Below are 13748 nucleotides of genomic sequence, written 5' to 3'. Positions count from 1 at the left end.
GTCAAGCTTAAATCTGCCATTTTTGAATCCCGATTAATGTTCATGATTATCCGCGTTTAATGCTTCACTCAACGCGTGTTCAACATCACTTGCAGTAACTGTGTGTGTTGCTGAAGTATCTCCACCTGCTGCAGCCCTTGCTCTTTTTGCCTTTCGGCTTTGATGATAGGTATAACCAGTTCCTGCTGGAATTAGTCGGCCCACCATCACATTTTCTTTTAAACCACGCAATTCATCAATTTTTCCGCTTACTGCTGCTTCAGTCAAAACTCTTGTGGTCTCCTGGAATGAAGCGGCTGATATAAACGATTCTGTTGCCAGTGAGGCTTTTGTGATTCCTAATAAAATAGGAGTACCTCGAGCAATCTGCTTTCCTTCTGCAAGAAGCTTGTCATTTTCCTGAAGCATGGCACTCTCTTCCACTTGCTCTCCTACGAGGAATTTTGAATCACCGGCAAAGGTAATCACTCTCTTGCGTAGCATCTGTCTAACAATTACTTCAATGTGTTTATCATTAATTTTCACACCTTGTAAACGGTATACGTCCTGGACCTCATTTACAATATAATTAGCCAGCGCACCAACACCTAATAAGCGCAATATATCATGAGGATTAAGTGCACCCTCTGCAATGATTTCACCACGCTCTACGTGCTCACCTTCAAACACTGAAATATGACGCCATTTAGGAATCAACTCTTCATGGCATTGATCTTCCGATACATTGATAATCAAGCGTCGCTTACCTTTTGTTTCTTTACCAAAATTAACCAAACCTGATACTTCTGCCATTACTGCAGAGTCTTTTGGTTTTCTTGCTTCAAACAAGTCCGCCACTCTTGGTAAACCCCCGGTAATATCCCTGGTTTTAGACCGTTCTTGCGGAATACGGGCAATAACATCTCCTATTCCCACCAGACTACCGTCTTCAAAGTTTACAATAGCATCGACAGGCAGATAATATTGTGCTGGGACATTCGTTCCAGCAAGATAAATGTCATCCCCTTCATCAGTAACTAATTTTACCATTGGGCGTAAGTCTCGGCCTGCTGCACTCCGTTGTTTGGCATCTATTATTACAATATTGCTTAAACCGGTTAACTCATCAGTTTGTCTATTCATTGTAATGCCATCAATAAGATCAACAAACTTTAACCGACCTGATACTTCAGAAATAACAGGATGCGTATGAGGATCCCACGTTGCGATAACCTGGCCAGCTTCAACAGGAGAATTATCCTGCGCGGAAATTACTGCACCATAAGGAACTTTATATCGCTCTCTCTCACGTCCGAACTCATCAACAATAGTGACTTCACCTGAGCGAGAAACTGCCACTAGATTTTTATTCTCATGAGTTACAGTCTTTATATTGTGTAAGCGAATAACCCCTTTCGTTTTAATTTGAATATTATTCGCAGCTGTTGCTCGCGATGCAGCACCTCCAATGTGGAAGGTACGCATCGTTAACTGTGTTCCTGGTTCACCGATTGATTGCGCTGCAATAATACCTACTGCCTCACCCGTATTGACAAGATGACCACGAGCAAGATCTCTACCATAGCATTTTGCACAAAGACCAAATCTTGTTTGGCAAGTGATCGGTGACCTGACCATAACCTGGTCTACCCCATGCTTCTCCAATTTTTCAACCCATTCTTCATCCAGTAAAGTTCCAGCTTTGACTACTGGTTCAGTTTGAGTAGGAATATAAACATCTGAAGCAACTACCCGTCCAAGGACACGTTCATGCAAAGGTTCAACAATATCACCACCTTCAATCAGTGGTTGCATCAGAATACCCGTATCAGTACCGCAATCATCTTCAGTAATAACAACATCTTGCGCCACATCGACAAGACGTCGCGTTAGATACCCTGAGTTTGCTGTCTTTAATGCAGTATCTGCCAACCCTTTACGAGCCCCGTGAGTAGAAATAAAGTACTGGAATACATTCAAACCTTCACGGAAGTTAGCTGTAATAGGAGTTTCAATGATTGACCCATCTGGAGCTGCCATCAGTCCTCGCATACCAGCCAGCTGTCGTATCTGAGCAGCAGAACCTCTAGCACCCGAATCAGCCATCATGAAAATTGGATTAAATGATTCTTGTCTTACTTTGTTACCTTTTGCATCAGTGACTTCTTCAGTTGCAATTTTAGACATCATTGATTTGGCAACTAATTCGTTTGTTCTTGACCAAATATCAATTACCTTGTTGTATCGTTCACCATTCGTTACCAAACCTGATCTGAATTGAGACTCGATTTCTCTCACCTCATTGTCAGCGTGTTCAATAATACTTGCCTTATCATCTGGTATTTCCATGTCCTCAATGCCTATGGACGCTCCAGATCGTGTGGCGTATTTAAACCCGGTATACATTAACTGATCAGCAAAAATAACCGTTTCTTTCAAACCAAACTTACGGTAACAGCTATCTATAACTTTTGAGATAACCTTTTTTGTCATTGTGCGGTTTATATAATCAAATGGCATCCCTTTAGGCAAAATCTCCGCTAAAATAGCACGTCCTACTGTTGTCTCAACTAAATGATATCCTGTTTCACCTTCTTCTTTAGGCATGCGAATTTTAATTTTTGCATGGATATCCAAATGACCTGCTTCATAGAAATTTTGCGCTTCTTGAGCACTTGAATATATTTTCCCTTCACCTAAGGCATTAACTTTTTCCCGTGTTAAATAGTATAACCCAAGTACAACATCCTGGCTGGGAACAATAATTGGTTCGCCACTAGCTGGAGATAATATATTGTTTGTCGACATCATCAATGAACGAGCTTCCAGCTGTGCTTCCAGTGTCAAGGGCACGTGCACAGCCATTTGATCACCATCGAAGTCAGCGTTGTACGCAGTACATACCAAAGGATGGAGCTGGATCGCTTTACCTTCAATTAAAACAGGTTCAAATGCCTGAATACCCAATCTATGTAAAGTAGGAGCCCGGTTTAAAAGGATGGGATGCTCTCTAATAACGTCATCTAATATATCCCAAACCACTGATTCTTCTCTTTCGACCATTTTCTTGGCCGCTTTAATAGTAGTTGCCAAACCTCTAAATTCCAATTTGGAGAATATAAATGGCTTGAATAATTCCAATGCCATTTTTTTGGGCAATCCACATTGATGCAATTTTAAAGTTGGTCCAACTACAATAACTGAACGTCCAGAGTAGTCGACACGCTTACCTAAGAGGTTTTGCCTGAAACGACCCTGTTTACCTTTAATCATATCAGCCAGTGATTTAAGAGGTCTCTTATTTGTGCCAGTAATAGCACGCCCCCTTCTGCCGTTATCAAGCAAAGCATCTACCGATTCTTGCAGCATTCGTTTTTCATTGCGAACGATAATGTCAGGTGCATTCAGATCCAGCAAACGTTTTAGACGGTTGTTCCTATTAATGACGCGCCTGTATAAATCATTCAAATCGGATGTAGCAAAACGTCCACCATCCAGCGGAACCAATGGCCTCAAATCAGGTGGAAGCACTGGAAGTACATCCATGATCATCCATTCAGGTTTATTTCCCGATTCGTAAAAGGCCTCTAATAACTTGAGTCTTTTGGTGATTTTTTTAATCTTTGTCTCAGAGTTTGTTGTTGGAAGTTCTTCACGTAAATTTTTAATTTCATCTTCCAGATCAATTTGACGTAACAAATCACGAATTGCTTCTGCGCCCATGCGAGCATCAAACTCATCACCATATTGTTCCATCGCATCAAGATAGGCTTCATCATTCAGCAGTTGCCCTCTTTCAAGCTCTGTCATTCCGGGATCAACAACGACAAAAGCTTCAAAATAGAGTACTCGTTCTATATCTCTTAGAGTCATATCGAGGAGTAATCCAATTCTTGATGGTAAAGATTTTAAGAACCATATGTGAGCAACTGGGCTTGCGAGTTCGATATGCCCCATTCTTTCTCGTCTCACTTTTGCGAGAGCCAATTCAACCCCACACTTCTCGCAAATAACACCGCGATGTTTTAATCGCTTGTACTTTCCACATAAGCACTCATAATCTTTAACTGGACCAAAAGTTTTGGCGCAAAACAAACCATCTCTTTCAGGCTTAAATGTCCTGTAGTTGATTGTTTCAGGTTTTTTAACTTCGCCATAGGACCATGATCGAATTAATTCAGGTGACGCCAGTGCAATTTTAATTGCATCAAATTCTTCACTTTGACCTTGTTGCTTAAGAATACCAAGTAAGTCACTCATTACTGGTGCTTTTTTCATTGGGTCGTTGCTTAGGGTAGCCAAGTCTATGCCTCCAAAAAATGGTTAGTCAGTATGTATCGCTGATGAGTTAGTCATGCTCCAACTCGATATCAATTCCCAGCGCTCTAATTTCCTTCAATAGTACATTGAAAGATTCAGGCATTCCTGGGTCCATACGATGATCTCCATCGACTATATTTTTATAGATCTTTGTTCGACCTCCAACGTCATCTGATTTTACGGTTAACATTTCTTGTAAAGTGTATGCTGCACCATATGCCTCCAATGCCCATACTTCCATCTCACCAAAACGCTGACCACCAAATTGTGCTTTACCGCCAAGTGGCTGTTGAGTGACCAAACTGTACGATCCAGTTGAGCGCGCATGCATCTTGTCATCTACCAAATGGTTTAATTTCAACATATACATGTAGCCTACAGTAACTGGATTATCAAACTTATTACCTGTTCTGCCATCTATCAACACTGTTTTACCATCTGCTGGCAAATCGGCTAGCTGCAACATACTTTTGATTTCTTGCTCAGTAGCACCATCAAAAACAGGAGTTGCCATCGGCACACCCGCTTTAAGGTTATCTGCCAATGTCATCAATTCATCATCATTGAGACATTTCAAGTTCACACGTTGCACTCCGTCATGATTATAAATTTTCTCAAGAAATGCTCTTATTGCTTCAGGTGTTTGTTTTTCATCAAGCATCTGTGCAATCTTTCTTCCCAATCCTTTGGCAGCTAATCCTAGATGCGTCTCAAGAACCTGTCCAATATTCATTCGCGATGGGACACCCAATGGATTAAGAACAATATCTACAGCTGTTCCATCTTCCATATGTGGCATATCCTCAACTGGCACAACAATGGAGATCACACCCTTGTTTCCATGGCGACCTGCCATTTTGTCTCCAGGTTGAATTCTTCTTTTAACAGCCAAATACACTTTAACAATTTTTAATACGCCAGGAGCTAAATCATCACCTTGGATAATTTTCTTGCGGCTATCGTTAAAGCGCTTTTCCATTTCTTTTGTTAAAAGTTCTAATTGCTTGGATAACTGTTCCAGCTGTTGACTAACTGCGTCATCCTCTATACGAATATCAAACCATTTTTCTCTTTCAACTTTCTCTAAGTAATCCTGGGTGATTTTAGATCCTGGTTTTAAGCTGCCTGGTCCGCCTGTTGCTACCTTATCCAGTAGCAAATGAGAAACTCTATGATAGATGTCTTCTTCACGGATACGTCTTTCGTCGATTAAATCCTTGCGAACTCGAGCTAAATGTTCTTCTTCAATGCTTTTAGCACGGGCATCCTTTTCAAGGCCATCACGGGTAAATACCTGTACATCGATCACCGTTCCATTCATACCGGATGGAACTCTCAATGATGAGTCTTTAACATCTGAAGCCTTTTCACCAAAGATAGCTCTTAAAAGTTTCTCTTCTGGTGTAAGTTGGGTTTCTCCTTTAGGAGTTACTTTACCCACAAGAATATCACCTGCTTTTACTTCTGCACCGATGTAAACGACACCAGATTCATCCAAATTAGAGAGCGCAGACTCACCTACATTGGGAATATCTGCTGTAATTTCTTCAGTGCCTAATTTGGTATCTCGAGCTATACATGTTAACTCTTCGATGTGAATGGTAGTAAATCTGTCGTCATGAACGATACGTTCAGATATGAGAATGGAATCTTCAAAGTTATAACCATTCCAGGGCATAAACGCAACCAGTAAATTCTGTCCAAGTGCCAGCTCACCCATATCTGTACATGGGCCGTCAGCCAGAACATCACCACGTTGAATTCGATCACCTGTTGATACTATGGGTCTTTGATTAATACAGGTATCCTGGTTAGAGCGGAAATACTTGGTCAAGTTATAAATATCTACTCCAGTTTCCCCTGCAGTTGTTTCGTCGTCATTAACACGAACAACAATACGAGAAGCATCAACCAGATCAATAACTCCACCTCTCTTCGCAACAACGGACACCCCTGAATCAGATGCGACGATTCTTTCCATACCGGTCCCAACCAAAGGTTTTTCTGATCGCAAGGTTGGTACGGCCTGACGTTGCATGTTTGAACCCATGAGTGCTCTGTTTGCGTCATCATGCTCTAAAAATGGAATCAATGATGCAGCAACCGAAACAATTTGTTTGGGTGAGACATCCATGTAGTTAATTTTATCCGGAGTAGTCAAGGAAAATTCATTTTGATGTCTGCAGGGAACTAAGTCAGCAAGAATATTTCCTTGTTCGTCTAACTCGACATTTGATTGTGCAATGTATTGATCTACTTCTTCAATAGCAGATAAGTATTCAACTTCATCTGTTACGCGCCCATTAACTACTTTTCGGCAAGGAGTTTCAATAAATCCATACTCGTTAGTTCTTGCATACACTGACAATGAATTGATTAAACCAATGTTAGGTCCTTCTGGCGTTTCAATTGGACATACACGACCATAGTGTGTTGTATGTACGTCACGGACTTCAAAGCCAGCTCGCTCACGTGTTAAACCACCTGGTCCAAGAGCCGATACGCGTCTTTTATGTGTAACACCAGATAATGGATTCACTTGATCCATAAATTGCGATAACTGACTGGAGCCAAAAAACTCTTTGATCGCAGCAGATACCGGTTTCGCATTAATTAAGTCCTGTGGCATCAGATTTTCAGATTCAACCAAACTTAAGCGTTCTTTGACAGCACGCTCTACACGGACAAGACCTACTCTAAACTGATTTTCGGTCATTTCACCAACACTTCTTACCCTACGATTTCCCAGATGATCGATATCATCAACCATCCCTATTCCATTCCGAATATCTATCAGTGTTTTAATTACGGATAAAATGTCTTCCTTCGTTAATGTACCGGGACCCTCGTCGCTCTTAATTCCAACGCGACGGTTAAATTTCATTCTACCGACAGCAGACAAATCATAGCGTTCTTCAACAAAGAATAGATTTTTGAATAGTGCCTCTGCAGCTTCCTTTGTAGGAGGCTCTCCAGGGCGCATCATGCGGTAAATTTCAACGAGTGCTTCTAATTGTGATCCTGTGGGATCTATTTTTAATGTATCTGATATATATGAACCATGATCCAAATCGTTAGTATAGATCATATCAATTTGCAAAATACCATGGCTAGCCATAGCATCTAACAGTTCTTCAGTTATCTCATCATTAGCCTGAGCTAGAAATTCACCAGTTGATGTATCAATAATATTTTTTGCTAATGTTTTTCCAATTAAATAATCTCTTGGTACAACAAGATCCTGCATTTGACTTTTTTCCATTAACTTAATGTGTCTTGCAGTAATTCTACGACCTTGTTCTACGATAAGCTCTCCTGTTTCAGGAACATGAATATCGAATGAAGCGATTTCACCACGCAAACGCTGCGGAATTAAATCAATATGATATTCACCATTTTTTAGATGACAACGAGTTGTTTCAAAAAATTCGCTTAGTATATCCTCTGCTTCGTAACCTAGTGCTCTTAGCAAAATAGTCACTGGCAATTTACGACGTCTGTCAATACGTACATAAACGCAATCTTTAGGATCAAATTCAAAATCTAACCATGAACCACGATAAGGTATTATTCGTGCGGAATAAAGCAACTTCCCTGAAGAGTGAGTTTTTCCCTTGTCATGTTCAAATATAACCCCAGGTGAACGATGTAATTGTGAAACAACAACGCGTTCAGTTCCATTGACCACAAACGTACCAACGTCGGTCATTAAAGGAATTTCTCCCATAAAAACATCTTGCTCTCTAATATCTTTTATAGGCTTAGGATCATCGCTTGCATCTTTGTCAAGCACAACAAGTCTGATTTTGACTCTTAGAGGAGCTGAGTAAGTTAGGCCTCTTAATTTGCATTCGCGAACATCAAATGCAGGCTCTCCAAGTTTGTATCCAACATATTCAAGTCTTGCATTACCAGAAAAGCTTTCGATAGGAAATACAGAAGAAAATGCAGCATGCAATCCCGTATTCAGTTGTTCGCTTAATTTAGTATTAGTTTGAAGAAAATCCCTGTAGGATTTAAGTTGAATTTCAAGCAGATTCGGTATTGGCATTATATCTGTCTGCTTACCAAAGCTTTTGCGAAATCGTTTTTTCTCAGCATGCGAATATTGAGGTTTAGCTTCTGCAACTGCCATGGTGGTTCCTCTGTAAATTATTGATGATTTTCAAACGAGTAAACCCAGCCATGTGAACATGGCTGGGTCCTTAAATACTGCTATATTTTAATTATTTAACTTCTACTGTAGCACCAGCTTCTTCAAGCTCTTTCTTGATACTGGCAGCTTCATCTTTTGACACACCTTCTTTAACAGTTGATGGTGCACCTTCTACTAAGTCTTTAGCTTCTTTCAAGCCCAGACCAGTTATGCCACGAATTGCCTTGATTACGTTTACCTTGTTAGAACCAAAGCTGGTCATTACAACGGTAAACTCAGTTTGTTCTTCAGCAGCAGCGGCCCCAGCACCAGCAGCTGGTGCTGCAACAGCTACAGCAGCAGCGGCAGCAGAAACATTAAATTTTTCTTCCATTGCCTCTATTAATTCAACAACTTCCATTACTGTCATGTTAGAAATTGTTTCTAATATTTCGTTTTTTGATACAGCCATTACTAGCTCCTAATTAAAATTAAATAATGATTAAGCGGGATTGCCTGCTTTTTTGTCCTTTACAGCAGCAAGAGTTCTAGCCAATTTGGCATGAGGCTCCGCAAGTGTGCGAACAAATTTCTCAATTGGCGCTTTCATCACATACATTAACTTGGATATTGCTTCATCACGTGTTGGTAAGCTTGCAACAGCATCAATTTGATTTGCGTTGTATACTTTCCCACCAACTGATAATGCTCTAATCTCAAGCTTTTCAAATGTTTTTGCGTAATCTTTTAGTAGTCTTGCAGCATCACTTGGTGCTTCAAGTGACAATGCTATGAATACAGGACCTACAAGTAAGTCATTCAAACATTCAAATTCAGTGTTTTTAAACGCCCTTCTTGTTAGTGTATTTCGCACCACACGAAGATAAACACCGGATTTGCGTGCTTCACTACGCAATTGCGTCATTTGATTTACAGTTAACCCACGATAATCAGCAACCACTGCTGAAATAGCCTTTGACGCGACTGCAGTCACTTCTTCAACAACGGCTTTTTTTGCAGCTAAATTTAATGTCACGTTACTGACCTCCTAATATGTACAAATCTCATGGACTTGACAGTTATGGTGGCCGTCTCTTTCTTAAGGAGCCGGTTCACCGTCTGCGCAGGAAATTAAGCCGAGGCACCTGCGGTCTTCGACGGCATGGAACCTAATCTATGCCGTGAATTCTTAAAAATGGGATGATATGTTACACAGGTATTGATGAAATATCAATAGGTAATCCTGGCCCCATTGTTGTAGATAAAGATATTTTCTTCAGATATTGCCCTTTAGAGGATGCTGGCTTTGCCTTCTTCAGATCATTGATCAGCGCAACTACGTTTTCAAGAACATCTTCAGGCGCGAAATCAGCCTTACCAACAGTACAATGAATGATTCCATTTTTATCAGTTCTGTATCTTACTTGACCTGATTTCGCGTCATTAACCGCTGCTTCCACATTGGTTGTAACTGTTCCAACTTTAGGATTGGGCATGAGTCCTCTTGGTCCTAAAATTTGTCCAAGTTGGCCCACAATTCTCATAGCATCTGGAGTTGCTATAACAACATCAAAATTCATCTCGCCTGCTTTGATCTTATCAGCCAAATCTTCAAATCCTACTATATCAGCACCCGCAGCTTTTGCTTTAGCAGCATTATCACCTTGAGCAAAAACAGCAACTCGAACTGTTTTTCCTGTCCCTTTTGGCAGATTAGTCGAGGATCGAACTACTTGATCCGATTTACGAGGATCAACTCCTAAATTAATACTGATATCAAGACTCTCACGAAATTTTTTAGACGCGAATTGCTTCAGAATAGCTACTGCATCAGCAACTGTATAGAGTTGATTTGGCTTAATAACTTCCGCTACTTTCTTTTGTTTCTTAGTTAATTTTGACATGGTAACCCCTTATTCCAAACCTTCAACTTCAATACCCATGCTACGTGCTGTACCTGCAATACTTCTTACTGCCGCTGCTAGGTTAGCTGCTGTCAAATCAGGTTTTTTGACCTTAGCAATCTCTTCAAGTTGACTGACATTCAGTTTGGCTACTTTTTTAGTATTTGGTGTGCCACTTCCACTTTGAATACCAGCAGCTTTTTTCAGCAGCACTGAAGCTGGAGGGGTCTTGGTTATAAAGGTAAAACTACGATCACTATATACTGTAATAACAACTGGAATAGGTAGACCTTGTTCCATTTGCTGTGTCGCAGCATTGAAAGCCTTGCAGAACTCCATAATATTTACCCCACGTTGACCTAAAGCAGGTCCAACTGGAGGACTGGGGTTTGCTTTTCCTGCAGGGATTTGTAATTTGATATATGCTTCTACTTTTTTTGCCATTATTACTCCTTATGGGTCATGCGCTAGTTTTTATTGAATTAGCATTTTCAATTAAGTTCTAGCTCCCCGGTTTTGTAAAACCTTTGTATTTAAATTTTAAACAACACTGATGAGTTTAAAATTTTTATCTAGATCATTTATGTTTTTTCAACCTGACTGAATTCAAGTTCCACTGGGGTTGAACGTCCAAATATAAGAACTGCTACCCTTAGCCTGTTTTTCTCATAATTGACCTCTTCAACAACTCCATTAAAGTCAACAAATGGACCTTCTTTCACTCTGATTACTTCCCCTGGCTCAAACAGTATTTTTGGCCTTGGCTTCGTCACACCATCTTCAACTCGTTGCATAATGGCCTGAGCTTCTTTATCAGATATCGGAGTTGGGGTTTGACTAGTTCCTCCAATAAAACCCAGAACTCTGGGAATACCTCTTACCATGTGCCATGTTTGATCATCCATTACCATATGAACTAGAACATATCCTGGGAAAAATTTGCGGGTACTCTTGCGCTTTTGGCCTGAACGCATTTCTACAACTTCTTCTGAAGGTACAACTACCTCGCCTATTTTATCTTGTAAATTATGGTGTTTTGCACGAGATGTTATTTCGCGCATGACAAAATTTTCATATCCTGAATAGGCATGTACAACGTACCACTGTTTTGCTTTGTTTTCCTCAACCATATTCACCCTAAATGTGTTAACTTAGCAATTGCCCACATCATGATTGAATCTACTCCCCAGAGTATAAATCCTGTCAATCCAACCATCACCATTACTATAGTAGTTGTTTGTATTGTTTCTTGGCGTGTAGGCCAAACCACTTTTAACAATTCAACTTTTGCTTCTTGCGCAAATGCAAAGACTCTCTTACCTGTTGTTGTTAAGTAACCCAAGAAAAGGATCAAAATAAGCCACGCAAGCCATATTATCGATTGAATTGGTCCTGTGAACGTATAATAGTAAGTGCATAGAAATGCACCTGCTGTAGCCAGTACAATAGCTAACCAGGACATAATATCTTTAATCTTACTTTGATTTTCGTTTGAACTTTTCATATTTACTTGTAGTTGGCAGGCCAGGAGGGAATCGAACCCCCAACCTGCGGTTTTGGAGACCGCCACTCTGCCAATTGAGCTACTGGCCTAAATTTAATTGACATGAGCCATTATGTAGCTCATGTCACTGTGTACTACCTTCTTACTTTACTCGATTATTTTAGCGACTACACCGGCGCCAACTGTACGGCCACCCTCTCTAATTGCGAATCTTAAACCTTCATCCATCGCAATTGGAGCATGCAAGCTAACAACTAATTGCACATTATCTCCAGGCATTACCATTTCAACTCCTGATGGCAAGTCACAAGTACCTGTCACGTCAGTAGTTCTGAAATAGAATTGTGGACGGTAACCATTAAAAAATGGAGTATGGCGTCCGCCTTCTTCCTTGGATAACACATACACTTCTGCTTCAAACTTGGTGTGTGGCTTAATAGTACCTGGCTTAGCCAATACCTGTCCACGCTCCACTTCGTCTCGCTTCGTACCACGTAATAACACACCAACGTTATCACCAGCTCGACCTTCATCAAGTAATTTACGGAACATCTCAACACCAGTACAAGTAGTCTTTTGGGTGTCTCTTATTCCAACAATTTCAACTTCTTCACCAACTTTAACAATTCCGCTCTCAACACGACCAGTGACCACTGTTCCGCGTCCAGAAATTGAAAATACGTCTTCAATCGGCAATAAAAATGGCTTGTCTATGTTTCTAACTGGCTCAGGAATATAAGAATCCATTGTCTCAACCAGTTTCTCAATAGCCTTAACACCGATGTCACTGTCTTCGCCTTCCAATGCTTTTAAGGCTGAACCTACAACAATAGGTATATCATCCCCAGGGAAATCGTAACTGCTTAGCAAATCACGCACTTCCATTTCCACTAGTTCTAATAATTCAGGGTCATCAACCATATCCGCTTTGTTCATGAACACAACTATATATGGAACACCTACCTGGCGAGACAATAGTATATGTTCCCTCGTTTGTGGCATAGGACCATCAGCCGCTGATACAACCAGTATCGCTCCGTCCATTTGCGCAGCACCAGTAATCATGTTCTTAACATAGTCAGCATGGCCTGGGCAGTCTACGTGTGCATAATGTCTACTCGCTGATTCATATTCAACGTGTGCTGTAGAAATTGTAATCCCACGCTCTCTTTCTTCTGGCGCAGCATCAATTTGATCGTACGCCTTCGCTGTACCACCATACTTCTTCGCCATAATCGTTGTAATAGCTGCTGTCAATGTCGTCTTACCATGGTCTACGTGACCAATCGTACCCACGTTTACGTGCGGCTTCTTACGTTCAAATTTTTCCTTCGCCATCGGAAAGTCTCCCCGTTTGCTAATTTATATTACATGGTGCCCACAACTGGACTCGAACCAACGACCTCTTCCTTACCAAGGAAGTGCTCTACCGCCTGAGCTATGTGGGCTTCATATCAGCTTGCTAGCTCGTCCCAACAAGCAAATACTATTTACTACTTTGGAGCGGGTGATGGGAATCGAACCCACGCTATCAGCTTGGAAGGCTGAAGTTCTACCATTGAACTACACCCGCTTTCTAACTTCTCTCTTAACTGGTGGAGGGGGAAGGATTCGAACCTTCGAAGGCTGAGCCGTCAGATTTACAGTCTGATCCCTTTGACCGCTCGGGAACCCCTCCAAAAAGAACGCTATTGTCTTTTAAGATGAATGGATTGTCAACATTTTTAGTCAACGTTTAGTCCTATTTAGATGGTGCTGGCACCAGGAATCGAACCCGGGACCTACTGATTACAAGTCAGTTGCTCTACCAACTGAGCTACGCCAGCATATTCTTTACACATGATAGGTTAGTATTTATTTATGAAAATTGCTAACCTATATTAATTTATGCGACTTTATATGCCGC

General features: G+C 40.9%; 9 protein-coding genes and 5 tRNA genes. All 14 read right to left on the bottom strand.

Annotated elements, in window-relative coordinates; all coding sequences use genetic code 11:
• Positions 1-33: 33 nt before the first annotated feature.
• A complete protein-coding gene (rpoC, locus tag OQJ02_RS01645; protein WP_265719778.1) occupies positions 34-4239 on the bottom strand; it encodes a DNA-directed RNA polymerase subunit beta' in 4206 nt (1401 codons plus the stop codon).
• Between the two features lie 88 nt (positions 4240-4327).
• Positions 4328-8434 carry a DNA-directed RNA polymerase subunit beta gene (rpoB, locus tag OQJ02_RS01640; RefSeq protein ID WP_265717601.1) on the bottom strand — a complete coding sequence of 1369 codons (4107 nt, stop codon included), beginning with the start codon at positions 8432-8434 and terminating at the stop codon, positions 4328-4330.
• 91 nt (positions 8435-8525) lie between these two features.
• The gene (gene rplL, locus OQJ02_RS01635) at positions 8526-8906 is read right to left on the bottom strand and encodes a 50S ribosomal protein L7/L12 (RefSeq protein WP_010946072.1); all 381 of its coding nucleotides are present in this window, start codon (positions 8904-8906) and stop codon (positions 8526-8528) included.
• Positions 8907-8936: 30 nt separating this feature from the next.
• A complete protein-coding gene (rplJ, locus tag OQJ02_RS01630) occupies positions 8937-9470 on the bottom strand; it encodes a 50S ribosomal protein L10 (protein WP_010946071.1) in 534 nt (177 codons plus the stop codon).
• Between the two features lie 172 nt (positions 9471-9642).
• Positions 9643-10338 carry a 50S ribosomal protein L1 gene (gene rplA, locus OQJ02_RS01625; protein ID WP_265717600.1) on the bottom strand — a complete coding sequence of 232 codons (696 nt, stop codon included), beginning with the start codon at positions 10336-10338 and terminating at the stop codon, positions 9643-9645.
• 9 nt (positions 10339-10347) lie between these two features.
• The gene (gene rplK, locus OQJ02_RS01620) at positions 10348-10782 is read right to left on the bottom strand and encodes a 50S ribosomal protein L11 (protein ID WP_265717599.1); all 435 of its coding nucleotides are present in this window, start codon (positions 10780-10782) and stop codon (positions 10348-10350) included.
• Positions 10783-10919: 137 nt separating this feature from the next.
• Complete coding sequence (gene nusG, locus OQJ02_RS01615; RefSeq protein ID WP_014840953.1) at positions 10920-11468, bottom strand: transcription termination/antitermination protein NusG; 549 nt, start codon at positions 11466-11468, stop codon at positions 10920-10922.
• Positions 11469-11470: 2 nt separating this feature from the next.
• Entirely contained in the window at positions 11471-11842 is a 372-nt protein-coding gene (secE, locus tag OQJ02_RS01610; RefSeq protein ID WP_265717598.1) for a preprotein translocase subunit SecE, read from the bottom strand.
• 13 nt (positions 11843-11855) lie between these two features.
• Positions 11856-11931: transfer RNA gene (locus OQJ02_RS01605), tRNA-Trp, on the bottom strand.
• Positions 11932-11989: 58 nt separating this feature from the next.
• Positions 11990-13180, bottom strand: a complete 1191-nt coding sequence (gene tuf, locus OQJ02_RS01600; protein WP_010946066.1) for an elongation factor Tu — start codon at positions 13178-13180, stop codon at positions 11990-11992.
• A gap of 34 nt (positions 13181-13214) precedes the next feature.
• A tRNA-Thr gene (locus OQJ02_RS01595) sits at positions 13215-13290 on the bottom strand.
• A gap of 51 nt (positions 13291-13341) precedes the next feature.
• A tRNA-Gly gene (locus OQJ02_RS01590) sits at positions 13342-13415 on the bottom strand.
• A 20-nt stretch (positions 13416-13435) separates the two neighbouring features.
• Positions 13436-13520 (bottom strand) — tRNA-Tyr (locus tag OQJ02_RS01585).
• 72 nt (positions 13521-13592) lie between these two features.
• Positions 13593-13668, bottom strand: a tRNA-Thr gene (locus OQJ02_RS01580).
• Between the last annotated feature and the right edge of the window lie 80 nt (positions 13669-13748).

It is taken from the genome of Legionella sp. PATHC032 (assembly GCF_026191185.1).
Classification (GTDB): Bacteria; Pseudomonadota; Gammaproteobacteria; order Legionellales; family Legionellaceae; genus Legionella.
The sequence above is the reverse complement of the archived record's forward strand: the minus strand, read 5'-3'. Positions and strand labels throughout refer to the sequence as shown.

Excerpts from the sequence above, each read along its gene's own strand:
- rpoC (WP_265719778.1), bottom strand. The coding sequence starts at position 4,239 with ATGAGTGACTTACTTGGTATTCTTAAGCAACAAGGTCAAAGTGAAGAA.
- rpoB (WP_265717601.1), bottom strand. The coding sequence starts at position 8,434 with ATGGCAGTTGCAGAAGCTAAACCTCAATATTCGCATGCTGAGAAAAAA.
- rplL (WP_010946072.1), bottom strand. The coding sequence starts at position 8,906 with ATGGCTGTATCAAAAAACGAAATATTAGAAACAATTTCTAACATGACA.
- rplA (WP_265717600.1), bottom strand. The coding sequence starts at position 10,338 with ATGTCAAAATTAACTAAGAAACAAAAGAAAGTAGCGGAAGTTATTAAG.
- rplK (WP_265717599.1), bottom strand. The coding sequence starts at position 10,782 with ATGGCAAAAAAAGTAGAAGCATATATCAAATTACAAATCCCTGCAGGA.
- nusG (WP_014840953.1), bottom strand. The coding sequence starts at position 11,468 with ATGGTTGAGGAAAACAAAGCAAAACAGTGGTACGTTGTACATGCCTAT.
- secE (WP_265717598.1), bottom strand. The coding sequence starts at position 11,842 with ATGAAAAGTTCAAACGAAAATCAAAGTAAGATTAAAGATATTATGTCC.
- tuf (WP_010946066.1), bottom strand. The coding sequence starts at position 13,180 with ATGGCGAAGGAAAAATTTGAACGTAAGAAGCCGCACGTAAACGTGGGT.